The organism is Sorangium sp. So ce834 (assembly GCF_051521425.1).
In the GTDB taxonomy this organism is placed as follows: Bacteria; Myxococcota_A; Polyangia; order Polyangiales; family Polyangiaceae; genus Sorangium; species Sorangium cellulosum_D.
Genome location: NZ_CP150351.1, coordinates 10,701,770 through 10,725,332, shown reverse-complemented (window position 1 = coordinate 10,725,332; position 23,563 = coordinate 10,701,770). Strand labels below are relative to the sequence as shown.

Below are 23,563 nucleotides of genomic sequence, written 5' to 3'. Positions count from 1 at the left end.
AAGTTGTCTCACGAGAGCGCCGGTATCCGCCCCTCTGGTGCTGAATGGTCTGCACCGATGGTTCGCGGCGCGAGGGTCTACAGCGGGAGGCTTCGCTTCTGCCCCCTGTAGCCTTCGGCCGTTACGGTCCTGTTCACCGCAGGGGTTCGACGACGCCGGGGGAGAAAAAGCCATGCATTCGATTTCTCAAGGCTTTGGGTCGCGGTCGTTCGCTGCCGGTAAGTTCATCGCCTCGCTGATGGCGATGTCGATCGTCGGCTCCGGCTGCGCGCCGCTCGACGAGGACGTGACCGCGGAGGACTGGGGCGCGGGGGAGCAGGCCGCCGGCACGACCTTCCTTGTCGGCCCCACGCGCACCTACAAGACCCTCAACGACGTCGTGGGCCAGCTGAAGCCGGGCGACATCGTGGAGGTCGACGGCAACGCGACGTACGCGGGCAATATCCGGATCACGAAGGGGGGCACGCCCACCGCGAAGATCACCATCCGTGGCAAGCGCGTCTCCGGGAAGCGCCCCGTCCTCAAGGGCGGCACCAACACCATCGAGATCAACGCGAACCACGTCGTGCTCGAGGGGTTCGATGTGACCGGCGGCACGACCCGGTGCGTTTTCCACCATGGTCACGACGTGACCATTCGCGACACGGTGGTCCACGACTGTCCTGCGCACGGCATCCTCGGCGCCGACAGCGACTCGGGCTCGCTGACGCTGGAGTACGTCGAGGTCTACAAGTGCGGGAACGGGACGCAGAAGCACCCGATCTACATGGCCACGGACGAGAGCGCGTATCCGGGCGCCGTGTTCCGGATGCAGCACAGCTACGTCCACGACGCAAACGGCGGCAACGCGGTGAAGTCCCGCGCGGAGCGGAACGAGATCTACTATAACTGGATCGAGGGCGGGCTCTACAAGGACCTCGAGCTGATCGGTCCGGACGGGCAGGATCCGGGGCTCGCGCGGGAGGACTCCGATGTGGTCGGCAACGTCTTCCGCAAGACGCACACGCAGTACGTGGTGCGCGTCGGCGGCGACGGCACGGGCGACACGAAGGGGCGGTACCGGTTCGTCAACAACACCTTCCTGCTGATGCAGGGGTCGAACGCGGCGATCCACCTGTTCGATGGGATCGAGAGCATCGAGCTGCACAACAACGTCTTCCACCGCGTCGGCGGCGGCAGCGTCCAGGTCTTCCGCGACGACGCGAAGTGGGCGACCGGCAGCCCGGTGATCAAGGGCGTCAACAACGCGGTGCCCACGGGCACGACCGTGCCTTCCGGCTTCGCGGGGACGCTGATCGTGGCCGATCCGGGCTTCGCGAGCGTCGCCAACCGCGACGTGACGCTGCTGCCGTCGAGCCCGCTCCGCAACGCGGGCGTGAGCCAGACGTCGGGGATCTCGGGGCGCCCGTTCCCGTCGCCGCTGGCGATGCCGCTCTTCCACCCGCCGAAGGGGGTGATCGGGGCCGTCGGCAGCGCGCCGCGGCGGACGGCCGTGGGCGCCGTCGACATCGGGGCCTTCGAGCTCGGCTCGGGGACGACGACGGCGCCGAGCGAGCCGACGCCGACGGAGCCGACGACGCCGACGCCCTCGGAGCCGACCACGCCGAATCCGGCGCCGTCGTGCCCGACGGTGAAGGCTGGCGAGTGGGTGAACACGCCGCTGACGACGCAGTGGGGCACCTTCACGGCGACGTGGGACGTGACGCCGAGCGCGGCGAAGATCGACGGGGTGGTCGGGCTGTCGAGCGGCGCGGCCGATCAGTGGACCGAGCTCGCGGCGATCGTGATCTTCGACGAGCAGGGCAACGTCCGGGTCCGGAACGGATCGAGGTACGAGGCGGCGACGGTGTTCCCGTACTCGGCCGGGACGACGTACACGGTGCGGATGGTGGTCGAGACGGCGTCGCGGCTGTACTCGGTGTACATCCAGCCGAAGAACGGCGCCGAGGTGCGGCTCGCGTACCGGTACGCGTTCAGGACCGAGCAGGCGCAGATCCGGTCGCTCAACAACTGGGCGATGACCCAGACGGTGGGGTCGGCGTCGCTCTCGGCGTGCAACTTCTCGATGAAGTGAGCCCCTCGGGAGGGGGCGGCCGGTGGGATGAGCGCCGGGGCCCCCTCCTCCTTTTGCTTTGCTGAGAGGCCCGCCCCGGGGGGGCGGACCGCGCTACGTCACCGCACGTTGAAGCCGTGGCGCAGGACCGGGAAGACGCCGAGGTAGAGGCTCCCCGAGGTCGCCCCGATGGAGGGCCAGTCCTGATCGGGCCGCATGGCTTCGAACTCGGCGACCTGACCGCGGAGGAAGTGGCGATAGAAGTACACGAAGTTGTGCTCGCCGTTGGAACCGTCGTAATAACCGTGGTTCGAGCTGCCGTGCAGCCCGTGGATCCCGTTGTACGAGCGCAGCACGTTGCGGTTGTACCCCTCGTAGTTATGAATCACCTCGTGGAGGAGCCCGGCGTTCGGGACGCCGATCCCTTCGCCGGTGTAGGTGGTGGGGATCGCGAGATACCGGTCGTCCCAAGCCCACGCGAGGTTGCTCTCATCATGCACCAACGATCCGTCGGCCCGGTGCTGCGGGATGTAGAGCACGATCATGTCGTAGTCCGAGAGCAGGTGCGCGGTCGGGTTCTCGCTCTGGAAGCGCCCGGTGTCCCACCCATCGTGGTTCGGCTCGTAGATCGGCACGTCCTCGACGGTGGGCAGGACATCGACGGTCCACTTGGCGAGCCCGTACGACAGCGGTTCGAGCCACCTGGCGCTGGTCGCCCTCGCCTGCGTCAAGAGCCTCTCGATGTCGCCCTCGGACAGCACGCCGACGTTCGACGGGTCCGCTCCACCGAGCGACGCGCGGTAGTTGATGCTCCTCCGGATGGGCAGGATCCCGATGCGCGTGTCCTCCTGGATCCCGAGTGGCGGGTTCGCGGTGACGTCGACGGTCATGGGCGACGCGCCGACGGTCACGCTCTGCTCCCGATAAGAGCCCGTGTAGTCGTAGGGCGGCGACTGGGTGCCGAGCCCGACGCCGATGGTGTAGTTGCCCGGCGGCAGCGAGAGCGTGGTTGGCGTGGCGCGCCCCGTGTAAACGTCGTTCACGTACACCTTGCCGGGCTGCGAGCTCGTCGCCGTCACGGTGACAGGCTGGAGCGCGGGCCGGTTCGGGGTGTCCACGGAGAACGTCCGATCCGCCACGATCCCCTGCCGCACCTCCTGGCCGTTGCACAGGGTCGCGGGGCACGTCGCGTTCACGACGCGCTGGTTGTCGACCCAGACCTCGACGCCGTAGCTCGTCGGGCCTTCGGTGTTGAGGGTCTGGATCCGGAGATCGTTGTCGCCGCTCCCGAACCAGTCGCTCACGTCGATGCGCTGGCCGATGCTCGGATCGGCGCTGTGGAACATCCTCCGCTGCAGGCCGTTCACGTAAAGGACGAGCCGGTCGTCCGCGCTCGAGACGCGCAGCTCCACCTTGGAATGGCCGGCCGGCGCGCCGCCCACGAAGCGGAGATTGTCGACCAGGTAATCGGTCGTCGTCTGCGGGACATTCAGGACGATCTTGAACGTCAGATCGCTGTACGTATTGCTCAGGGCGCTGACGACGCTCGCCGGCAGGCTGAACGATATCGGGCTGTACGTGCCCGCGGGCAGCCCGGCGAGGTTCACCTGACCCAACCACACGCTGTGCACCCCTTGGGACGGGATGTTCACGACGAGCTGCGCGTTGCCGAAGCCGGGCGACACCGGCGGCTTCAGGTCGAAGGCGATCGTCGAGGTCACGCCCGACACGGTGGTCAGCGGCACGGACTGGAGCTCGACGAAGTTGAAGTTCCGCAGGGCGAGCGCGGAGGTGCCCTCGGAGTGATCGGCGCTCGCGCTCTTCACGGCGCCGGAGGCCGTCCAGTCTGCGATGCTCTCGAACCCGAGCACCGACGCCGGGTTCACGAGGGCCTGCCCCACCTCATCAACGAACGGCTCGTCCGTGCTGGTCCCCTGTACGCAGGCAGCGAGCGCGAGCGCGCACGAGGTCGTGATCATGAAACGTAAACGTCGCATTCGATGATCTCCTTTGGATCGGCGGAGCGCTGGTGCTGCTCCGCCTCGCGCCGGTCCTGCGCGGCCCGCCTCCGTGAGGCGAGCCGCGCCCGTGGCAGCGCGGCTGGCAGGGCGCTATCGCAACCGGCGTGCCGCCCCGCCGCGCGAGGGGCATTTCCTGCGACGACGGGCGGCGAGACGCGCCGAGCGCGGCGCACGAGCGGCTGCCGCGCCATCGAGCTCGCCCACGGATCCAGCCTGCAGAGGCAAGCCTTGCCGCCCTGGCAAAGTTTGCCAGCGCTGAACAGCAGAGGCACGGCAAGGATTGCCATCCCGCCTCACGCCCGCGCCTCGGACACGCCAGGACGACGGCCGCAGCATCGCTCGCCCCGCGCCCGGACACGGACGCTGATATGAACCGGTTAAGAAAACGAGCGCGCGGGCTCTGGGAGGAGGCCGTGGAGAGCGCGGCGCCGGGCGGACCCCCGGGAGGGGCCGCCCCGGGGGCTCAGGCGAGGCCGCTGCGCTGGAGCAGGGCGTCGAGGGTGGGCTCGCGGCCGCGGAAGCTCTTGTAGAGATCCATCGGGTCCTGCGTGTCGCCGAGCGCGAGGATCTGGCTCCGGAACGCGTCGCCCACCTTCCGGCTGAACAGGCCCTCCTCCTGGAAGCGGGAGAAGGCGTCGGCGTCCAGCACCTCGGCCCATTTGTACGAGTAGTAGCCGGCGGCGTAGCCCACGGGGCTCGAGAAGAGGTGGGAGAAGCCGGCGATCATCGCGTAGCCCTCGGGCAGCGGGACCGGCGAGTAGCGCGCGAGGACCTCGCGCGCGAACTCGACGACGTCGCCGCGCTCGGGGGTCCAGTCCACGTGGAGCGCGAGGTCGATCTCGGCGAAGCCGAGCTGCCGCATCGTCACGGCGCCGGCGCGGAACGTGCGGGCGGAGCGCATCCGCTGGAGCAGGTCGTCCGGGATCGGCGCGCCCGTCTCGTGGTGGCGCGCGAACAGGTCGAGCGCCTCCCGCTCCCAGCACCAGTTCTCCATGATCTGCGAGGGGAGCTCGACGAAGTCCCAGGCGACGTTGGTGCCGGCGAGGCTCCGGATCGGCACCCGGCTGGAGGCGTGGTGCATCATGTGCCCGAACTCGTGGAACAGCGTCTCGACCTCGCGGTGGTTGAGCAGCGCGGGGCGGCCGCCGACCGGCGGGGTGAAGCTGCCCGCCAGGACCTCGAGGTGCCGCGCGTCCTCGCCGGCCGCGCGCCCGCCGTCGCTCGGCGCGCCCGTGACGAGCCCGTGCATCCAGGCGCCGTCGCGCTTCTGCTCGCGCGGCGTGAAGTCGAGGTAGAACGCGGCGCTCTGGGCGCCGTCCGCCTCGAGGAGCCGGTAGGCGCGGACGCTGGGGTGCCACGCGGGCGCGTCCTGCCAGGACACGATGCGCACGCCGTAAAGGCGGTGGGCGATCTCGAACAGGCCGGAGACGACGCGATCCAGCGGGAAGTACGGGCGGAGCGCCTCGTCGTCGAAGTCGTAGCGGGCGCGGCGCAGCTTCTCGGCGTAGTAGGAGACGTCCCACGGCTCGAGCGGCGGCGCGCCCGGGCCCTCGATCTCGCGGCGGAAGGCGGCGAGCTCCTCCTTTTCGCGGGCGAACACCGGCTCGGTGCGCTCCCGCAGCGTCGCGACGAAGCGGCGCGCCTCGGCGCCCGTCTTGGCCATGCGGTCCTCGAGCACGAGGTCGGCGAAGGTCGCGTAGCCGAGCAGCGCCGCCTTCTCGCGGCGGAGCTCGAGGATGCGGCGGATGAGCGGGCGGTTGTCGTGATCGCCCTCGGTCGCCCGCGTGTTGTAGGCGCGGTAGAAGCGCTCGCGGATCGAGGCGTCGTCGAGGTGCGTGAGCACCGGGATGTAGCTCGGCGCCTGCAGCGTGAAGCGGTAGCCCTTGACGCCCTTGTCCTGGGCGCTCTGGCGGGCGGCCTCGATCGCGCTCGGCGGCAGGCCGGCGAGGCGGGCCGGGTCCTCGACGACGAACTCGAAGGCGTTCGTGGCGTCGAGCACGTTCTGCGAGAAGCGCAGGGTGAGCGTCGCGAGCTCGACGTCGATCTCGGACAGGCGCTTCTTGCCGGGCGGGTCGAGCTCGGCGCCGCTCCGGCGGAAGTCGTCGAGGGTCTTCTTGAAGAAGCGGCGCCGCGGGCCGGTGAGCGACCCGGCCTCGGGCGTGGCCGCGAACGCCTTGAGCGCGCCGTAGACGCCCTCGTTGAGGGCGATGCCGCTGAGGAACTCGCTGACCTCCGGCTGGACGGCGTTGTAGGCGGCGCGCAGCTCGGGCGTGGTGGACGTCGACTCGAGGTGCGAGACGACGTTCATGGCGCGGTCGAGCCGCTCGGTGACGGCCTCGAGCGCGGCGAGGGTGTTGTCGTAGGTGCGGGGGCCGGGCGTCGCGATGAGCGCCTCGAGCCGGGCGCGGGCGTCGGCGAGCAGCGCGCGTACCGCGGGCTCGACGTGCTCGCTCCGGATGCGATCGAACGGGATCTCGAAGCCGAGAGAGAGCAGGGGATTGTCGGTCGCTTCGGTCATGATCGTTCCTGGTTGGGCGTGAGGGGGCCGACGGACGGGGCGCGGCGCCGGCACCCTCGGCCGGTCCGCGCAGCCCTCCCTTGGTAAAGGCGTCCGCGGGGGTTGGCTAGTGCCGGGCGCGCGAAGCCGCCGGGGCGCGGGGCGGCGATCCGGGCGTCGGTGGACGGACGCGGCGGGCGGGGCGTCTGAGGCCGGAGCTCCGGCGGGCGGCGCTAGACGCCCAGCCAGCGCGCGACGATCGTGGCGAGCACGTCGGACGTCCCCGAGTGGATGCTGCCGCCCAGCGCGTCGTCCACGGCGGAGGGGAGGCCGCTCTCCTCGAGGTAGCCGGCGCCGCCGCGGAGCTGGAGATCGTCCAGCGCGGACTGCACGGCCGAGTCCGCCGCGTGCCACTTGGCGAGCGCGGCCTCGGCCTGGCCGCGGTGGCCCTGGTCGAGCTCCCAGGCGGCGCGGTAGACGAGCAGCCTCGAGGTCTCCAGCCGGAGCTTCATCTGCGCGAGGCGGTGCGCGACGGCCTGGTGGCGCGCGATCGACTGGCCGCCGATCGCGCGCTCCCGGGCGAAGCGGACGGCCTCGCCGAGGGCGCGCTCCATGGCGCCGAGGCGGAAGGCGAGGATCAGCGCGCGCTCGTAGGTCATCGCGATCTGGAAGACGGCGAGGCCGGCGCCGGCGCGGCCGAGGAGCGCGTCGGGGCCGACCTCGCAGCCGGCGAACGAGACGGGCGCGAGCCGCGCGCCGCGGAGGCCGGCGGTCGCGAGCGGGGCGCCCGGGCGGACGCGCGCCGCGCCGTGGGCCGCCGCGTCGGCGGGAGCGCCGGACGCGGTCGCCCCGCCCGCGGCGTCGCGGGGGACGAGCAGCGCCGTGAGGCCGCGCGCCGGCGCGCCGCCGGCGCGGTCGTCGCCGCCGTTGCGCGCGATCGCGAGGTACACGTCGGCCCGGTCGGCCCAGGTCACGTACCGCTTCTCGCCGGTGAGCCGGTAGCCTGCGGCGGTGCGGTCGGCCGTGGCCTCGACCGACGCGACGTCCGAGCCGGCGCCGGCCTCGGTCGCCGCGACCGTGGCCATGCGCTCGCCGGTCGCCATCCGCGGCAGCCACGCGCGCTGCTGCGCGGGCGTGCCCACCCGGGCGAGCAGGAGCGCCACGCCGAAGAGGTGCGCCCCCGCGGCGAGCAGGACGCCGCCGTCGCGCAGCGTCGCGCCGAGGCCCTCGTAGGCGAGCGCCGTCGTGACGAGGTCGAGGCCCTCGCCGCCGAGATCGCGGGCGATCGGCAGGCCGAGGGCGCCGCCGCGGGCGAGGACGCGCATGCGGTCGTCCGGCGCCGCGGCGTCGGCCTCGGCGCCGAGGGCGCGCATGCGGTCGTGGACGGCGCGCTGGGCAGGGGTCCATCCGAAGTCCATCGCTCGTGCGATACCAGAGCGGGCGAGGGGCGGGGAGGACGCGCGGGCGGCGCGCCGTCCACGACCGCCCGCGCGGACCTCAGTAGGGGCGCTCGCCGACGAAGTTGCCGGGAGGGTCGTAGTTGCACACCCAGAGCTGCCACGACCCGCCGCCGAACGGCGAGTCGCCCGAGCAATCGGCGACCCCGCAGCCGAGCCGCACGGAGTCGGCCCAGACCACCTGCGTGTAATGGCCGCAGGTGGAGCTGCACGAATTGCTCGCAAGGTCGTAGTTTGCGGCCTCGTCGACCCACGCCGCGACGACCTCCTCCGGCGAGACCGCGGCGCCGCTCGTGGCATAGAGGTTCTCTCCGTAGCTGCTCTTGCTATGGCCGAACACACACCCGTCGGCGTAGGCCTGGGCCGCCGCGGCGATCTCGGGCGACCACGTGAGCCTGGGGAGCGGATCGTCGGCGGGCGGATCGACCGTGGCGCGCGCCGTGTTGTGGGCCGCCGTGATCCCGGCCATCTCGCGCGGCTCGCCGGCGGCCTGACCCGCCGTGCCCTCGTCGTCGGACGAGCCGCTGCACGCGGCCGTCAGGGCGAGGACGAGAGAGAGCCGCGAGGTTCGGGGGAGCCGTGGGCCGAGCGTGGTCACGGGGGCATTGTCCTACGGCTCGGCCTAGCTCTGCAACGGCTATTCGAGGATGGCTATATGTGAACCACGACGTGCCGTGTCACGGCGCGCCCGAGAGCGCCCCTGGACGGCCGCATCCAGGCGTCCTGCCCGCGGCGAGTCGCACATCAACAGATCACGTCATGCCTTGCTGGCGTGCTGACGGGCCTCGCCCTAAGGTGACGCCGAGAGCGGCAACAATTCCGCAGGATGGGCCTTGTCAGCCGGGTCGGTTCATGAGTTATTGTCGCCCTGCTTCGGCGGCGGCTGTCGCCCGAGCATCAAGGTGAGCGGCCGCCCACGTGGGCTCTCGCCGCCGCCGCGGCGATCCGGCACCGGATGCGCCCCCGACAAAGAACCAAGGAGTTTCCTGATGAACATCCGTCTGACGTGGCGAATCGCGACATTCCCTCTGGCGCTGGCGGCGCTCTCCGTCGTTCCGGTCATGGGGTGTGACAAGGCCGCGGAGCTGCAGAATGACCTCTGCTGTCGCGACTTCACGCCAGGCGCCGATCTCGCCACGGTGCAGTGGGGGCTCGAGGGCGAAGCCGAGCTCGATTATGGTGCCTTCATGCAGTCCGTGTCCGACTTCACCGGGGCCGCGGGCTCCATCGTGGCCGACGTGAGCGGCGCCTGTCAGGCGATCGCGCTGGATCTCGGCGCGGACGCGGCGACGGTCACGGCGACGAAGCCGAGCGAGCGGGCGACGCAGTGGTGCGAGCTCGCCATCGACGCGATCGGGGAGGCGGCGGCCGATCTGTCGATCTCCGTCCAGCCGCCGAGCTGCACGGTCGACGCGAGCGTGCAGGCGAACTGCGAGGCGAGGTGCAACGCCAACGCCGAGTGCCAGCTGACCCCGGCGGAGATCATCGCGCGCTGCAATCCTGCCCAGCTCTCGGGCCGGTGCGAGGGGCAGTGCACCGGCACCTGCGAGGGCTCGGCCAACCTGGCCGTCAACTGCGACGGCACGTGCGAGGGCACGTGCGAGGGCACGTGCGACGCGGAGTGCGGCGGGCAGCCCGCCGGCAGCGAGTGCCGCGGCGAGTGCAAGGGCAAATGCACGGGCCAGTGCCGCGGCTCGTGCTCGTTCGAGGGCAGCGCGAACGTGCAATGCAACGCCGACTGCTCGGGCACGTGCGACGTCGACTTCAAGGCGCCGAAGTGCAGGGCCCAGCTCAGCGAGCCGTCCGTCGACTGCAGGGCGAACGTGAAGTGCAACGGCTCCTGTGAGGCGAGCGCGAGCGCGAGGGCGAGCTGCAGGGAGCCCGCGGTCAACATCGAGGGCGGGGAGGACGTCGAGGCGGTGATCACGACCCTCAAGACGAACCTGCCGCGGCTCCTGGTCGCCGCCCAGGCGCGCGGCCGGCTGCTCCTCGACAGCGCCGAGGCCGTGGTCGCGGCCTCAGGCAACCTCGAGGGCGCGGTCACCGGCAGCGTGAAGGCGGGGGCGTGCATCATCCCGGCCACCAACGCGATCACGCAGGCGGTCGAGAACATCGAGGCGAGCCTCACGGCCAGCACCAAGGTGATGGCCGAGCTCAGGATCGCCCCCGCGGGCGACGAGTGAGCGCGCGCGCGGCGGCGGCGCGGGCCGCTCACCGCGGCCCGCGCCGCCGCGCGCGGAACGCCTCCGGCGTCGCGCCGGTCCAGCGCCGGAACGCCCGGTGGAACGCGCTCGGCTCCGAGTAGCCGAGCAGGTAGGCCACCTCGCCGATCGCCATGTCCGCCTCCAGGAGCGCCGCCGCGCGGCCGCGGCGGACCTCGTCGAGCAGGGCGTGGATCGACGTGCCCTCGTCGCCGAGGCGGCGCTGGAGCGTGCGCGGGCTCATCCGCAGGCGCGCCGCGAGCGCGCCCAGGTCGGCCCCCTCGCGCAGCCGCTCGCCGAGGAGCGCCCGCACGCGGTCGGACAGCGCGGACGGCGTCGCGCCCGGCAGGCTCGCCGCGATGACCTGCAGGTGGCGCTCCAGGAAGGCGGCGAGCGCCTCGTTGGCGTGGGGCAGCGGCCGGGCCAGCGCCTCGACGGGCAGGACCAGCTCGGTCTGCGGCGCCCCGAAGCGCACCGGCGAGCCGAGCCGCCGCGCCTTCTCGGCCGGATCGCCGGCGGGCGCATGGCGAAAGCGCACCGCGACCGCCTGGATCGGGCCGCCGCACATGCGGCCGGCGTTCACGAGCACGTCGAACGCGAACATCTCCGCCACCTGGCCGTGGGCTGGCCGATCGGGCCCGAACGGCGCGAAGGCGACGTGCGCAGCGCCGCCGCGGATCTCCAGGGTGTAGCGCTCGCCCTCATTCCAGACCTGCTGGTAGCGGAGCATCCGGTGGAACGCCTCGCCGAGGGTGGGGCTGCTCATGGCGAGGAAGCCGAGGGCGTCGAAGTGCTCCGGCTGGAAGCGCCCGGCGAAGTCGAGGCCGAGGTGCGGATCGGCGACGGCCGTCACGGCCGCCTCGACGAGCGCGTAGAAGGCCGCGAGCGGGACGCGGGCGTCGGGATCGGCGAGCGCTGCGGCCGGGAGCCCCGCGGCCTCGAGCAGCGCGGCGCGGTCGGCCCCGCGCTGCGCGGCGTGGTCGGCGAGCTGCGCGGCGGTGCGGGCCCAGATCGTCGGCGCGCGCGCTGGGGCCCGGGCGGGCTGGCGCCGCATGTCAGCCCTTGTGGCGCGCGCTGTCACTGCCCGTCCGCCGAGGGAGCCTCAGGCTTCCGGGCAATCGGAGGCGCATCATGCGAAGGCACGGCATCGAGGAAGGGCGCGGCGGGTTCGTCGAGGGCGCCTGGTACATCATCGCGAACGCGGCGCGCGTGGGCAAGCGGCCGGTCACGGTCGAGCGGTTCGGGACGCGCATCGTGCTGTTCCGGGACGAGCGGGGCGCGCTGGTCGCGGCGCGGGCGCGCTGTCCGCACCGGGGCGCGGACCTCGGCCTGGGGCGCGTCGTGGACGGGGCGATCGAGTGCCCGTACCACGGCTTCCGGTTCGCCTCGGACGGGCGCTGCGTGGCGATCCCGTGCGAGGGGCGCGGGGCGAGCGCGCGCGGCGTGGCCGAGACGCTGGCGCTGACGCGCTACGAGGTGCGCGAGCACCGGGGCTTCGTGTGGCTCTTCTGGGGCGAGCGGCCGGACGAGCTGCCGCCGGTGCCCTGGTTCGAGGGGCTGCCGGCCGACGAGCGGCACGCCCACACGGCGTCGCTGGACTGGGATGTGCCGTTCGCGCGGGCGATGGAGGGGATGCTCGATCTCCATCACGCGCCGTTCGCGCACCGGCCCTGGGTGCCGGGCATGGGCGCGCTGCTGGACCCCTACGACGTGCGGGTGGAGGGCGACGTCATCCACGCGATGGGGGTGCTCCGCCACGACGATGGGGAGCCGTGGGACGGCCGTCGGGGGTGGAAGTTCGAGATGGAGGTGCGCTTCCCGGGGGCGTTGCGGCTCTCGTTCGGGAAGCTGGTGGTGGGGGTGGTGGGGTGCGCGCCGATCGACGCGGGGCGGACGGCGATCGTGGGGCGGTACTACGTGCCGGTCCCGGCGATCGGGCGGCTGCTTGCGCGGCTCGGGCTGCTGATGGAGTTCCGGCTGATCCAGCCGGGGGACGAGCGGATGCTGGCGTCGTCGGAGCCGCGCGACGCGGACCTGGAGGCGTGCCGCTTCGTGCGCGCGGACGCGGGGATCCTCGCGTGGCACAAGATGCGTCGGGCGCGGCTGAAGGCGCAGCGGGAGGGGGAGCCGCGCCGGCTGCCGGTCGAGGCGGGGTGAGGCGCGGCGCGAAGGTGGCGGCGGCGGGCGCGGCCGCGGGGCGCGTCAGCCGCGCATCGAGGCGAGGGCCTGGACGACGACGCGCAGGTCGTCGACGTCGAGCGGCTTGTCGAGCACGGCGTCGGCGCCCAGGCGGTAGGCCTCGGCGTGGGTCTCCGGGTCTCCGAACGCGGTGATGAGGACCACGGGGGTCGCCCAGTCGTCGCGGCGCAGCCCGGCGAGCAGATCGAGGCCGCTCCTGCCCGGCATGCGGATGTCGCTGACGACGACGTCGGTCGTGGCGCCGCCGCCGGAGACCAGCGCGTTGCCCATCAGCTCGAGGAGGTGGTTGGCGTCGCGCGCCTCCAGGACCTGGTAGCCGTCGCGACGGAGGGCGGTGGCGAGCAGCAGCCGCAGCTCCCGGTCGTCCTCGGCGAGGAGAACGCGGACGGGCGTCGCGACGGGGTGGAGGCTCGGCAGGGGTTCAGGGGGCACGCTAGGGGACCAGGCACGTTCGCGGAGCTGCACGGGGATCATGGGGGGTCTCCTTCGACGGGTCCCCTATGCAGGCAGCGTGCCGCGGGCGGCGGCGGGACCGACCCGGGTTGAGGCGTGCCGCGGGCGGCGGCGGGACCGACGGTGAGGGCCAGGAACCGACCCAGGCTGAGGCGGCCGGAACCGACCCAGGTTGGGACGGCCCGACCCAGGTTGGGGCGGCCCATCCCAGGTTGGGGGGCGGCCCGACCCGGGTTGGGGCGCGAGGGCCGACCGACCCGGGTTGAGGTGAGGGCCAGGAGCCGACCCAGGTTGGGGCGGTCGGTCGGAACCGACCCAGGTTGGGGCGGTCGCTCGGAACCGACCCAGGTTGGGGCGGTCGGTCGGAACCGACCCAGGTTGGGGCGGTCGCTCGGAACCGACCCAGGTTGGGGCGGTCGGTCGGAACCGACCCAGGTTGGGGCGGTCGCTCGGAACCGACCCAGGTTGAGGTGGCTCCGGAGATGGCTCCGCGCCTCAGCCGCCCTTCGCCGCCCCGCCGGCCGGCTCCCACCGCTCGAGCTTGCGGTGCAGCGTCTTCCGGTCGAGCCCCAGGATCCGGGCCGCCAGCGTCTTGTTCCCGCCCGCCGCCTCCAGCACCCGCAGGATGTACCGGCGCTCCACCTCCTCGAGCGGCACGAGCTCCGACGGATCATCCCCCGCCACGAGCACGTGCGACGGCCGGTGCTCCCGCACCTTCGCCGGCAGATCGTCCACCGTGATCTCCTGGTACCGCGTGAGCGCCACCGCCCGCTCGATGCAGTTCTGGATCTCCCGCACGTTGCCCGGCCACGAGTACGCAAGCAGCCGCTCGGCGGCCGCGGGCGACAGGCCCACCACCTCCTTGCCCGAGCGCGCGGCGAAGTCCTCCAGGAAGCGCTGCGCGAGCAGCAGCACATCGCTGCCCCGCGCCCGCACCGGCGGCAGCTCCACGTGGAGCACGTTGATCCGGTAATACAGATCCTCCCGGAACCGGCGCTCCTCGACCGCCTCGTCCAGGTCGCGGTTCGTCGCGGCCACGATGCGCGCATCGAACGGCACCTCCGCGTTCCCGCCCACCGGCCGCACCCGGCGCTCCTGCAGGGCGCGGAGCAGCTTCGGCTGCACCGCGAGCGGCAGCTCCCCGATCTCGTCGAGGAGCAGCGTCCCGCCGTTCGCCTCCACGAACAGCCCGGAGCGCGCCGCGCGCGCGTCGGTGAACGCGCCCCGCGCATGCCCGAAGAGCTCGCTCTCGATCAGCGACTCCGGCACCGCCGCGCAGTTGATCGCCACGAACGGCCCCCCCTTGCGGCGGCTCCGCTCGTGCAGCGCCCGCGCGACGACCTCCTTGCCCGTCCCGCTCTCGCCCGTGATGAGCACCGTCGCCTCCGCGTCGGCGATGCGCTCGATCAGGTCCTGCACCGTCCGCATCGCCGCGCTCCGGCCGATGAGGTCCGGGAACGCGCCGGGCCCGGCCACCGCGCGGCGCAGCCGCCGCACCTCGGCCTTGAGCGCGTGGTGCGCGATCGCCCGCTCCAGCGCCAGCGCCAGCGCCTCGATGTCGACCGGCTTTGTCACGTAGTCGTACGCGCCCGCGCGGATCGCCTGCACCGCCGTCTCGATGCTGCCGAAGGCGGTGATCACCACCACCGGCAGGTCCGGCCGGATCTCGGCCGCCCGGCGGCAGACCGCGATCCCATCCATGCCGCGCATGTTCAGGTCGGTCAGGAGGACGTCGAAGCGCTCGTCCTCCTCGAGCAGCGAGAGCGCCTCCGCAGGTGAGGTCCGCGTGGTCGCCTCGACGCCCCGCGCGCGGAGATCCGCCGCGAGCCACGCGCACATCGCCTCGTCGTCGTCGATGATCAGCGCTCGCCGTCCCATCTCTCCTCGAACGATGACGTAGTACAGCGCCGGGCCTGCGACCAGCCGCCGCTAGGCCGCCGTCCCGGCCGGCCCGCCCTGCCCCGGAGGGGGCGCGCGCTCCTCCCCGGTCGCCGGCGCCTCGCCCCCCGGGCCGCTCGGGGCGAGGTACATCGTGAAGGTCGAGCCCTTGCCGAGCTCGCTCTCCACGTCGAGCCAGCCCCCGTGCTCGCGCACGATGCCGTAGGAGACGCTCAGCCCGAGGCCGGTGCCCTCGCCGACGTCCTTCGTGGTGAAGAACGGCTCGAACACGCGGAGGATGTTCTCGGGCGCGATCCCGTCGCCGCGGTCGATCACCCGGACGGCGACGTGCTCGCCCTCGGCGCCGCCGTGATCGGCCGGCGGGCGGGCGCGCGCGCGCTCGACGCGCACCGTGAGCTCGCCGCCGCGCCTCATCGACTGCATGCCGTTCATCACGAGGTTCGTGAGCACCTGCTGCATCTGCCCGGTGTCCACCTCGGCCTGCGCCCCCGGCGGGGCGAGGTCCGCCTCGTCGAGGCGGAGCGTCACGCCCCGCTTGCGGGCGAGGGGCTCCAAGAGGGCCAGCGTCTGGCGCGCGATCTGCGCCAGATCGGCCGGCGCCTTCTGCGCCACCCGGCGGCGCGCGAAATCGAGCAGCTGCCGGATGATCTTCGTCATCCGATCCGCCTGCTCGGCGATGATGCGCGCGCTGTCCGCCGCCTCCTCCGGCGAGAGGCCGCGGGCGATCATCTTGGCGCGGCCGCCCACCACGTTGAGCGGCGTGCCGAGCTCGTGCGCGATGCCCGACGCCAGCTTGCCCACGGTGGTGAGCCGATCGGCGTGCCGGAGCTGCTCCAGCGCGGCGATGCGCGCGGTCGTCTCCCGGGCGGCGCGCTCGCGCGCCTCGGCGAGGTGCTCGCACATCGCGTTGATCTCGCGGGCGATCTGCCCGAGCTCGTCGCGTTGCGACAGGATCAGCGGGCCGCCGAGGTCGCCTTCCCCGATGCGCCGGGTCTTGTCGACCAGCCGCTGCGTCGGGCGCCCGACGAGGAGCTGCCCGAAGGTCATCGCCAGCAGACCGCTCAGCGCCGCGAGGGCGATGATGGTGATCACCGTGTTGACCACGCCCGCCTGGACGTACGACTCCTCCTCCTCGAGCGACTCCGAGATCTCGATCGCGCCGACGCGCGCCGGGTCCACGGCGACCGGCGCGTAGGTGTAAAAGCGCCCGGTCTTGTCGCCCTCGCGCTGCATCCGGAACACCTCGGTGCCCCCGGCGAGCTCGGCGATCTCGTCGGCGGGCAGCGCCGGCGCGAAGCGGTCGCCGGGGGGCGCGTCGAGCCAGACCCAGCGGAAGTGCACGCCGTCATTGCGCTCGCTCGCCTCGTCGAGCACGCGGAGCGCCTCGTCGAGCCCGTCGCGCCGCCACCGCTCGGTCACCGCCGCGCGCAGGGCGATGCCGATGAGGTGCTCGTCGCGCCGCATGTCCATCTCGAACAGCGCCCGCTCGCGCCGGACCGAGAGGTAGCCGTAGAGGCTCAGCGCCGCGCACATGACGAGGACGAGGGCCAAGGTGAGCTTGCTGGCGAGCCGCATGGGATCCTGGAGGAGGATGCAGGACGCGTGCGCATTCTCAAGCCGGAGCGTCGCCGCGCGGGTCGTTCCGGGGCCGCCCCGGATCTCCCCGGTGGGGCAAAACTCCCCTGGGCAGGCCCCGCAGCGCCTCTGTCACGCGCGCTCCACGTCCTCCCACGAGCCGGTCGCCGCGAGCTGCGGCGCCGCCACCGGCGCCGACCAGCGCAGCGGCACCGCGTCGTCCGTCCACACGCCCTCGGCCACGCGGAACCGCAGCAGCCGCTGGGCCCCGGCGAAGGCGGCGAGCTCCGCCCCGTCCCAGAGCACCTCGGCCTTTCCGGTCAGCGACAGCACCCCGCCGGACGCGAAGTCCACGAAGAGCAGCCCGGCGCGCGGGTTCAGCGCCAGGTTGCCGAACGTGTTGAACGCGGAGTTCCCGGCGAAATCCGGCGAGGTCAGCAGCGTGCGGCCGCCCTCCTCGGTCACGCGCACGAAGCCGGGCTTGCCGCCCCGGTGGGACACGTCGGCCCCCTCGGTCGCGCCGCCCCCGCGCGCGGCCGGCGCGGCGGTCGCGATGAAGAACGTGTCCGCCCGGCGGATCAACGCCGCGGCGCCGGCGGACAGGATCGGCCCTTCCTTCTGCGCCGCCGGAGGCGCGGCGGCCGCGCCGGGCTCTCTCACGAACACCGGCTCTCGCGCCTGGATGTACTGCGGGCAGTTGCCGAAGCTCTGCCCGACCTCGACGACGAAGCCGCCGTCTCCGGCCTCGACGATCGTGCCGTTCATCCGGTTGCGACGGCGGGTCTCGAGCTGGATGCCGAGCAGGCCCACCGGCGCGCCCGCCACGAGGTGCGCGGCGAGCGGATCGTCGGGCAGCGGGCGCGCGTTCACGGCGAGCGTGCGCGGATCCGGCGAGGCGATGAACCCCGGCCGCCCCACGAGGAGCGAGGCCCAGGGCCTGCCCTGCGCGTCGAGGCTCCCGACGAGCAACAACGGCAGCTTCGCGAACAGCTCGCGGTGCTGGTCGGGCATGAAATCCCGGATGACCCTGCGTCCGGCCTTCTCGGCCCGCTCGCGCACGCCGGCCCGCTCCTGCACGGCCATCTCGCCCGGGTGATAGGGCGACCCCTTGCCGGGCCATCCGGGAAGGGCGTTCACAGGACCGTCCTTGTCATCGGCACGAAGCCGGGCAGCTCCTCCACGCGGGCGAGCCACGCGCGCACGTGGCCGTACGGCTCCAGCGACACGCCGCCTTCCGGCGCGTGCGCCGTGTACGTGTACATCGCGACGTCCGCGAGGGTCGGCGCGTCGCCCGCGAGGAAGCGCCGCGCCGAGAGGTGCTGATCGACCACCGTGAGGAGCTGGGCGGCGATCGCCTTGGCCCGCTCGAGATCCAGCTTGAAGCCGAAGACGGCCACGAGGCGCGCCGCCGCGGGCCCCGCCGCGAGCTGCCCCGCGGCCACGGAGAGCCATTGCTGCACGCGCGCCGCCGCCACCGGATCGCGCGGGAGCCATCGCCCCGACGGGTCGTAGCGCGCGGCCAGGTACACGAGGATCGCGTTGCTGTCGGCCAGCGTCACGTCGCCGTCCTCGATCACCGGCACCTGACCGAAGGGGTTCTTGCGCAGGAACTCGGGCGCCTTCTGGGCGCCGCTCTTCAGATCCACGTCGACGCGCTCGAACGGAAGCTGCAGCAGCGACAGGAACAGCTCCACGCGGTGCGCGTGTCCCGAGAGCGGGTGACGATAAAGACGGATGGGTCTGGCAGGGGTCGTCATCGCGGTGTCCTTGGGGAGGGATGGTGGCGAGAGGCGGCGCGGCCCGCGTGGGCTTCCCCGCCTCGCCAGCCGAAGATGCCCATTCCACCGGCCATGGGTAATACCCATCCTTGACAAGGGACCATTCCAGGAACTGGAATAGTTGGATGGATCGGCTGGACACCATGCGCGTGTTCGTCGCCGTCGCCGAGGAGGAGGGCTTCGCGCCCGCGGCGCGGCGGCTGTCCATGTCGCCGCCGGCGGTGACGCGGGCCATCTCCGCGCTTGAAGAGCGGATCGGCACGCGGCTCCTGCACCGCACCACGCGCATCGTCCGCCTGACCGAGGCGGGCGCCCGGTTCCTCGCCGACTGCAAGCGGATCCTCGCGGAGATCGAGGAGGCCGAGGCGTCGGCGGCCGGGTCTCACGCGGCGCTGCGGGGGCAGCTCGGCGTGACGGCGCCGGTCCTGTTCGGGCGGATGTTCGTCGCGCCGATCCTGTTCGATTTCCTGGCGCGCCATCCGCGCGTGTCGGCGCGGACGCTGCTCCTCGATCGGGTCGTGGACATGCTCGACGAGGGGATCGACGTCGCCGTCCGGATCGCCCATCTGCGGGATTCGTCGCTGACCGCGATCCGCGTCGGCTCGGTGCGGCGGGTGGTCTGCGCGTCGCCGGGCTACCTCGCCGCGCGCGGCGCGCCCGTGACGCCGGCCGACCTGGCGCAGCTCGACACCATCTCGTTCTCGCAGACGGGCTCACCCGAGGAGTGGTCGTTCGGGTCGGGCGCGCGGGTCGAGAAGGTCCTCCCGCCGTCCCAGCTCCTCGTCAACACGGCCGACGTGGCCATCGCGGCGGCCGCTGCCGGACGGGGGCTCGCGCGCGTGCTCTCGTACCAGATCGGCCCGGAGCTGCGCGACGGGCGCCTCGCCATCGTGCTCCCGGCGTTCGAGCCGCCGCCGGTCCCGATCCACGTCGTCCACTACGAGGGCCGCCGCGCGGCGGCGAGGGTGCGGGCCTTCGTCGATTTCCTGGTCGAGCGGCTGAGGGCCGAGGCGTGGCTACGCTGATCGCGGCCTGCACCCCCGCTCATTTCCCGTCGAGCACGAGGCACGTCGTGGTCGCGCGCGCGTAGCGCTTGCCGTCCTCCTTGCCGACCAGCCGCATTCCGCCGTCGCCACCCGCGACCCCACGTGGATCACGCCGCTCGCGGGGGGCTGACCTCCACGCTTTCATCTTTCCCCGAGGCCCCGCGCGATCTCGGCCTCGGATGAATTTCGTCGAGCCCCGGCGCACCCGACGTCCTGCAGCCCGACGCGGCAGGGGCCGGGGGGCGCAGGAGCTTACGAGAATGCGAGCGCTTCCGTTTCAACGATGCTCGGCGGACAGCGAGGGCGGCAGCGGGAGCAGCCTTGGCTCTCGGAGCGCTGCGCGGGGGGCCGGGGCCTTGCTCCTGCCCGTGCGGCCAGCGGCGATTGCCCTCTGCGCTGCGGCCCTGGCCGGCTGCACGCAGGGCGACGGCCTGGGCAGGGGGCCGGCCGGCTCCTGGCTCGACCCGCCCCTCCTCGAGACCGCGGGCGAGGATCCACCGGCCGACGCCGCGACCTCCACGATGCCCGAGCCCCGGGCCGACCACCACGCCGTCGGGCTCCACAGCGGCCAGGTCCTCGTCTTCGGTGGCGTGACGCGGACGACTCTGGAGCACTATCCTGACGGGTCGACCTCGGAGACGGCCCTCACCAGCACGGCGCTGTACGATCCGGCGACAGGGACATGGGCTCCTGCCGCGCCGAGGGCCATCACCGGGACCGCCCGGCGGGCCCGCGCCATGGTCCTCCTGGACGGCCGTGTGCTCGTCGCGTCGGGGGTCTCGTTCGAGCTCTACGATCCCGCGCTCGATGTGTGGACCTCCACGGCGCGGATGCCCACCCCCCGCGCGGTCTCGACGTGCGGCACGGCCGTGCTGGCCGACGGCCGGGTGCTCGTCGCCGGCGGGGGGGTCCTGGAGGGCCCCTCTCCGAGCCGCGGCGTCGCGGAGATCTACGATCCTGCCACCGACGCGTGGTCGGCGACCACGCCCATGCTGACCGCGATGCGCTCGGTTCGCGGCGCGATCCCGCTGAGGGACGGCAGGGTCCTCGTCAGCGATGGCATCTCCCGCTCCGAGCTGTTCGATCCGGTCTCGGCGACATGGACCCCGGGGCCGGCCCTCAGCTTCAAGGACATCGTGTTGCTGTCGGACGGGAGGGTGCTCTCGATCCGGCGCGGCTCTGGGCCCGGCGCCGGTTCCAGCGTCTATGACCCGGTCACGGACACCCAGACCGCGACGCCGCCGTTCGCCTTGCCGGCCGGGACCGAGTTGCCGGCGCTGACGGCGCTGCGGGACGGCCGCGCATTGTTCATCGGCGGCTACACGATCGAGTTCGACGGCGGGGAGTGTACTGGCACCGATCCGTGGGACTGCGATTCTGTCCACAAGTTCTCTGACGCTGCGTGGATGTTCGACCCGGTCGCGGAGCGCTGGAGCCCGGCCGCGCCGATGCGGCTCCCCCGGGCTGGTCACACGGCCACGCAGCTCCTCGACGGCGCGGTGTTGATCGCCGGCGGCGACGCCGGTGATCCGACGAGCGGGCCCGTCTCGATGGCCGACGCGGAGCTCTACATGCCTTCGTTTCCGCTCGGCGCGCCGTGCGACGATGGCGCCTCCTGCGGGAGCGGCTTCTGCGTGGATGGGGTCTGCTGCGATGCCGCCTGCGATGCCGGCCCTTGCGATGCTTGCGCGGTGGCCGCCGGCGCCTCCCAGAACGGTCGCTGTGCGCCGCTCACCGGCCCGGTCTGTGACGACGGGGATGCATGCACCGACGGCGACACCTGCCAGGCGGGCGCGTGCGCCGCAGGCGCCATCGATATTTGCGGCAGCGGAGGCGAGGGTGGCAGTGGCGGAGCCGGCGGCAGCGGAGGCGAGGGTGGCAGCGGCGGAGCCGGCGGCAGCGCTGGTGAGGGGGGTAGCGGCAGCGCTGGCGAGGGTGGCAGAGGCGGCGCCGGCGGCAGCGCTGGCGAGGGTGGCAGCGGCGGCGCCGGCGGCAGCGTTGGCGAGGGCGGCAGAGGCGGAGCCGGCGGCAGCGCTGGCGAGGGTGGCAGCGGCGCCGGCGGTAGCGCTGGCGAAGGCGGCAGCGCTGGCGAAGGTGGCAGCGGAAGCGCCGGCGCTGGCAGCGCCTCGCAGTCGTCCGGCGGCGGTTCAGCGCCAGGCGCCGGCAGCGGTGGAGACCACGCTGGAAGCGGCGGCGCTGACGCCGGAGCTCCGGACGGCGGCAGCCACACATCGATGGGCTGCGGCGTCGCGAGCCCTGGTGAGGCTCACCCGCAATGGCTCGGGGCGCTCGCGCTCCTCGGCGCGCTGGGCGTGCGCCGGCGGCGCTCCGGAGCCAGGTGATCGCGCCGTCTTCTCCTCGGCGAGCTCGTCCCGCCGGAGCGGCGGCGCCGCCCATCGCGGCACGGATCGCGCCCGCTCACGCGCCGCCCCTCACCCCTCGCGCTCGGGCAGCGGCTCCCGCGCGCGCGGCGCCTCGTCCGCGTCCTCGCGCAGATCCCGCCGCCTCCGGCGCCGCCGGACCGACACCCCGCTCGATTGCATCGCGAAGAGGAGCGCCTCCCGCAGGTTCGAGAGCGTCTTGATGTTCGACAGATCGAGCCCCAGCGACACCACCGTCTGCGCCACCTCGGGCCGGATGCCGACGACGATGCCCTGCGCGCCGAGCATCGCGACGGCGTCGATGAGCCTCAGCACGTGATCGGCCGTGGCCGCGTCCAGCGCGCTCACCCCGGTGAGATCGATGATCGCGTGACGGCACCGGGTCCGCGCCACGGCCTCGAGCAGCACCTCCATCATCTGCTGCGAGCGCTGCTCGTCCAGCACGCCGAGCACCGGCATCGTCAGGACCCCCTTCCAGACCTCGATGATCGGCGTCGACAGCGCCCGGATCGCCTCCTGCTGCCGCTCGATGATCTCGAGCCGCTCCTTCAGCATGGCCTGATGGCGCTTCTGCTCCGTGACGTCGGTCGCGCCGCCCGCCATCTGGAACGGCACGCCCCGCTCGTCCCACTCCGCCATGCCGCGGGTGAACATGTCGCGATACTCCCCGTCCTCATGCAGGAGCCGGTACTCGATCGCGAACGGCCGCCGCTCCTCGAGGTGCGCCTTGAGCGCGGCCTGCATGCGGCCCCGATCGTCGGGGTGCAAGCGCTCGAAGAAGCTCATGAACGTCCCGCCCCACGCCTCGCGGCCGACGCCCATCATCTCCAGCATGCGATCGCTCCACTCCGTCGTGTCCTCGCGGATGTTCCAGAACCAGATGCCCTCGTTCGTCCCCTCCGCGAAGAGCCGGTAACGTGCCTCGCTCCGCCGCAGGGCGGCCTCGGCCCGGCGCAGCTCAGCCACGTCGGTCGTGCCGCCGATCCACAGCACGATGTTCCCCGCCGCGTCGCGCTGCGGCAGCGCGCTCACCACGTGCTCGCGGTAGCTCTGGTCGCTCGCGCGCCGCAGGCGGAACTCCGTCTCGTACGGCTGCCCCGTCTCCAGGCTCCGCGTCCACACCGCAATCGTCTTCTGGACGTCGTCCGGGTGCAGCATGGCGAGCCAGCCCTCGCCGAGCATCTGGGCCTCCGTGCGATCGAAGTAGTCGAGCACGGCCTGGTTCACGAAGTTCAGCTTGCCGTCCGGGCGCGCGGTCCACACCTGGAGGGGCATGGCGTTCCCGAAGGTCCGGAGCTGCGCGTCCAGCTCGCCGGCCGGAGCGCCGTGCTGGGCCGCGGCGCCGTGCTGGGGCGCGGCGCCGCCCGCGCGCAGCCGGCTCGGCGGCGGCGCCTCGCGGCCGCCCGGATCGGCGAAAGCGGCCCCGAGCGCGCGGGCGAGCGGCTCCTCCAGATCGATGGCGCGCTCGGCCTCGGTCTCCGCGATCCGGGCGCGGACGAGGCGGAGGAGCTCCTTGCGCACCTCCTCTTCGATCCTGGCGCGCAGGTAGTCCTTCGAGCCGGCCTGCAGCTCGGCGAACAGCACCGACCCCGCCGCCGGCTCCGCCACGTCGAGGTAGATCCCGAGCGGCGCGCGCGGCCTCGGCGTGATGCGCAGCACGATCGTCGCGTCGAGCCGATGCTCCGCCGCGTCGGCCTCCCCGGCCGTATCGACCCGGACCGTCAGGACCTGCGGGATCGAGACGTCGAACGCGACGCTCACGCCGCGCGTCACCGTCGCGTCGCCGATCTGGAAGTCGACCGTGAGGCGCGACGGCTTCCCGAGGATCTTGAGCTCCCGCTCCTCGCGGCGCGCCAGCGGCAGGAGGGATATCGCTCGCCGGCGAATCACGTCGTCCGTCATCGTGAGATCGAGGAGGTTCCGGCCAAACTCCTCGAGCGTCAGCCCTCCGTGCTCCACCATGGCTCCTTCCCCATGCCGCCCCTCCTCGCGCCAGGAGGTCA

Annotated in this window: 16 protein-coding genes; 5 read left to right on the top strand and 11 right to left on the bottom strand. The window is 72.9% G+C overall.

Features of this window, described 5'->3' with window-relative positions; translation table 11 throughout:
* Positions 1 to 172 precede the first annotated feature (172 nt).
* On the top strand, positions 173 to 2,074 hold the full coding sequence (locus tag WMF20_RS39495; protein ID WP_129579120.1) for a hypothetical protein: 1,902 nt from the start codon (positions 173 to 175) through the stop codon (positions 2,072 to 2,074).
* Positions 2,075 to 2,172: 98 nt separating this feature from the next.
* Here the strand turns inward: WMF20_RS39495 and WMF20_RS39490 are convergent, their stop codons facing one another.
* The 4 genes from WMF20_RS39490 to WMF20_RS39475 all read right to left on the bottom strand — a co-directional run bounded on the left by WMF20_RS39490 (position 2,173) and on the right by WMF20_RS39475 (position 8,626).
* Positions 2,173 to 4,050 carry a PEGA domain-containing protein gene (locus WMF20_RS39490; protein WP_437606917.1) on the bottom strand — a complete coding sequence of 626 codons (1,878 nt, stop codon included), beginning with the start codon at positions 4,048 to 4,050 and terminating at the stop codon, positions 2,173 to 2,175.
* Between the two features lie 487 nt (positions 4,051 to 4,537).
* A complete protein-coding gene (locus WMF20_RS39485) occupies positions 4,538 to 6,592 on the bottom strand; it encodes a M3 family metallopeptidase (protein ID WP_437606916.1) in 2,055 nt (684 codons plus the stop codon).
* 212 nt (positions 6,593 to 6,804) lie between these two features.
* Positions 6,805 to 7,989, bottom strand: coding sequence for an acyl-CoA dehydrogenase family protein (locus WMF20_RS39480; protein WP_437606915.1), 1,185 nt, complete (start codon positions 7,987 to 7,989; stop codon positions 6,805 to 6,807).
* A gap of 79 nt (positions 7,990 to 8,068) precedes the next feature.
* Complete coding sequence (locus WMF20_RS39475; protein WP_437606914.1) at positions 8,069 to 8,626, bottom strand: CAP domain-containing protein; 558 nt, start codon at positions 8,624 to 8,626, stop codon at positions 8,069 to 8,071.
* 391 nt (positions 8,627 to 9,017) lie between these two features.
* On the opposite strand from WMF20_RS39475, the gene WMF20_RS39470 reads away from it, so the two are divergent.
* A complete protein-coding gene (locus WMF20_RS39470; protein WP_437606913.1) occupies positions 9,018 to 10,211 on the top strand; it encodes a hypothetical protein in 1,194 nt (397 codons plus the stop codon).
* 28 nt (positions 10,212 to 10,239) lie between these two features.
* On the opposite strand, the gene WMF20_RS39465 is transcribed toward WMF20_RS39470, so the two are convergent.
* Positions 10,240 to 11,283, bottom strand: coding sequence for an AraC family transcriptional regulator ligand-binding domain-containing protein (locus WMF20_RS39465; RefSeq protein WP_437606912.1), 1,044 nt, complete (start codon positions 11,281 to 11,283; stop codon positions 10,240 to 10,242).
* 77 nt (positions 11,284 to 11,360) lie between these two features.
* Here WMF20_RS39465 and WMF20_RS39460 point away from each other — a divergent pair, with 77 nt between their 5' ends.
* The gene (locus tag WMF20_RS39460; protein ID WP_129579113.1) at positions 11,361 to 12,386 is read left to right on the top strand and encodes an aromatic ring-hydroxylating oxygenase subunit alpha; all 1,026 of its coding nucleotides are present in this window, start codon (positions 11,361 to 11,363) and stop codon (positions 12,384 to 12,386) included.
* Positions 12,387 to 12,431: 45 nt separating this feature from the next.
* Here WMF20_RS39460 and WMF20_RS39455 read toward each other — a convergent pair whose 3' ends face one another.
* The 5 genes from WMF20_RS39455 to WMF20_RS39435 all read right to left on the bottom strand — a co-directional run bounded on the left by WMF20_RS39455 (position 12,432) and on the right by WMF20_RS39435 (position 18,112).
* Entirely contained in the window at positions 12,432 to 12,902 is a 471-nt protein-coding gene (locus WMF20_RS39455; RefSeq protein WP_437606911.1) for a response regulator, read from the bottom strand.
* 474 nt (positions 12,903 to 13,376) lie between these two features.
* Positions 13,377 to 14,759 (bottom strand): sigma-54-dependent transcriptional regulator, encoded by a 1,383-nt coding sequence (locus tag WMF20_RS39450; RefSeq protein WP_437606910.1) that lies wholly within the window; start codon positions 14,757 to 14,759, stop codon positions 13,377 to 13,379.
* A gap of 51 nt (positions 14,760 to 14,810) precedes the next feature.
* Positions 14,811 to 16,355 carry a sensor histidine kinase gene (locus WMF20_RS39445; RefSeq protein ID WP_437606909.1) on the bottom strand — a complete coding sequence of 515 codons (1,545 nt, stop codon included), beginning with the start codon at positions 16,353 to 16,355 and terminating at the stop codon, positions 14,811 to 14,813.
* Positions 16,356 to 16,487: 132 nt separating this feature from the next.
* Positions 16,488 to 17,492, bottom strand: a complete 1,005-nt coding sequence (locus WMF20_RS39440; RefSeq protein ID WP_437606908.1) for a pyridoxamine 5'-phosphate oxidase family protein — start codon at positions 17,490 to 17,492, stop codon at positions 16,488 to 16,490.
* Positions 17,489 to 18,112 (bottom strand): glutathione S-transferase family protein, encoded by a 624-nt coding sequence (locus WMF20_RS39435; RefSeq protein WP_437606907.1) that lies wholly within the window; start codon positions 18,110 to 18,112, stop codon positions 17,489 to 17,491. Before WMF20_RS39435 ends, WMF20_RS39440 begins: the two co-directional genes overlap by 4 nt.
* Positions 18,113 to 18,258: 146 nt before the next feature.
* Between WMF20_RS39435 and WMF20_RS39430 the strand changes: the two genes are divergently transcribed.
* Both WMF20_RS39430 and WMF20_RS39425 read left to right on the top strand, forming a co-directional pair.
* Positions 18,259 to 19,158, top strand: coding sequence for a LysR family transcriptional regulator (locus tag WMF20_RS39430; protein WP_437606906.1), 900 nt, complete (start codon positions 18,259 to 18,261; stop codon positions 19,156 to 19,158).
* A gap of 377 nt (positions 19,159 to 19,535) precedes the next feature.
* Positions 19,536 to 21,521 (top strand): hypothetical protein, encoded by a 1,986-nt coding sequence (locus WMF20_RS39425; RefSeq protein WP_437606905.1) that lies wholly within the window; start codon positions 19,536 to 19,538, stop codon positions 21,519 to 21,521.
* Positions 21,522 to 21,611: 90 nt separating this feature from the next.
* On the opposite strand, the gene WMF20_RS39420 is transcribed toward WMF20_RS39425, so the two are convergent.
* The gene (locus tag WMF20_RS39420) at positions 21,612 to 23,522 is read right to left on the bottom strand and encodes a PAS domain-containing protein (RefSeq protein ID WP_437606904.1); all 1,911 of its coding nucleotides are present in this window, start codon (positions 23,520 to 23,522) and stop codon (positions 21,612 to 21,614) included.
* Positions 23,523 to 23,563: the final 41 nt, after the last annotated feature.

Excerpts from the sequence above, each read along its gene's own strand:
- WMF20_RS39495 (WP_129579120.1), top strand. The coding sequence starts at position 173 with ATGCATTCGATTTCTCAAGGCTTTGGGTCGCGGTCGTTCGCTGCCGGT.
- WMF20_RS39490 (WP_437606917.1), bottom strand. The coding sequence starts at position 4,050 with ATGCGACGTTTACGTTTCATGATCACGACCTCGTGCGCGCTCGCGCTC.
- WMF20_RS39485 (WP_437606916.1), bottom strand. The coding sequence starts at position 6,592 with ATGACCGAAGCGACCGACAATCCCCTGCTCTCTCTCGGCTTCGAGATC.
- WMF20_RS39480 (WP_437606915.1), bottom strand. The coding sequence starts at position 7,989 with ATGGACTTCGGATGGACCCCTGCCCAGCGCGCCGTCCACGACCGCATG.
- WMF20_RS39470 (WP_437606913.1), top strand. The coding sequence starts at position 9,018 with ATGAACATCCGTCTGACGTGGCGAATCGCGACATTCCCTCTGGCGCTG.
- WMF20_RS39465 (WP_437606912.1), bottom strand. The coding sequence starts at position 11,283 with ATGCGGCGCCAGCCCGCCCGGGCCCCAGCGCGCGCGCCGACGATCTGG.
- WMF20_RS39460 (WP_129579113.1), top strand. The coding sequence starts at position 11,361 with ATGCGAAGGCACGGCATCGAGGAAGGGCGCGGCGGGTTCGTCGAGGGC.
- WMF20_RS39455 (WP_437606911.1), bottom strand. The coding sequence starts at position 12,902 with ATGATCCCCGTGCAGCTCCGCGAACGTGCCTGGTCCCCTAGCGTGCCC.
- WMF20_RS39450 (WP_437606910.1), bottom strand. The coding sequence starts at position 14,759 with ATGGGACGGCGAGCGCTGATCATCGACGACGACGAGGCGATGTGCGCG.
- WMF20_RS39445 (WP_437606909.1), bottom strand. The coding sequence starts at position 16,355 with ATGCGGCTCGCCAGCAAGCTCACCTTGGCCCTCGTCCTCGTCATGTGC.
- WMF20_RS39435 (WP_437606907.1), bottom strand. The coding sequence starts at position 18,112 with ATGACGACCCCTGCCAGACCCATCCGTCTTTATCGTCACCCGCTCTCG.
- WMF20_RS39430 (WP_437606906.1), top strand. The coding sequence starts at position 18,259 with ATGGATCGGCTGGACACCATGCGCGTGTTCGTCGCCGTCGCCGAGGAG.
- WMF20_RS39420 (WP_437606904.1), bottom strand. The coding sequence starts at position 23,522 with ATGGTGGAGCACGGAGGGCTGACGCTCGAGGAGTTTGGCCGGAACCTC.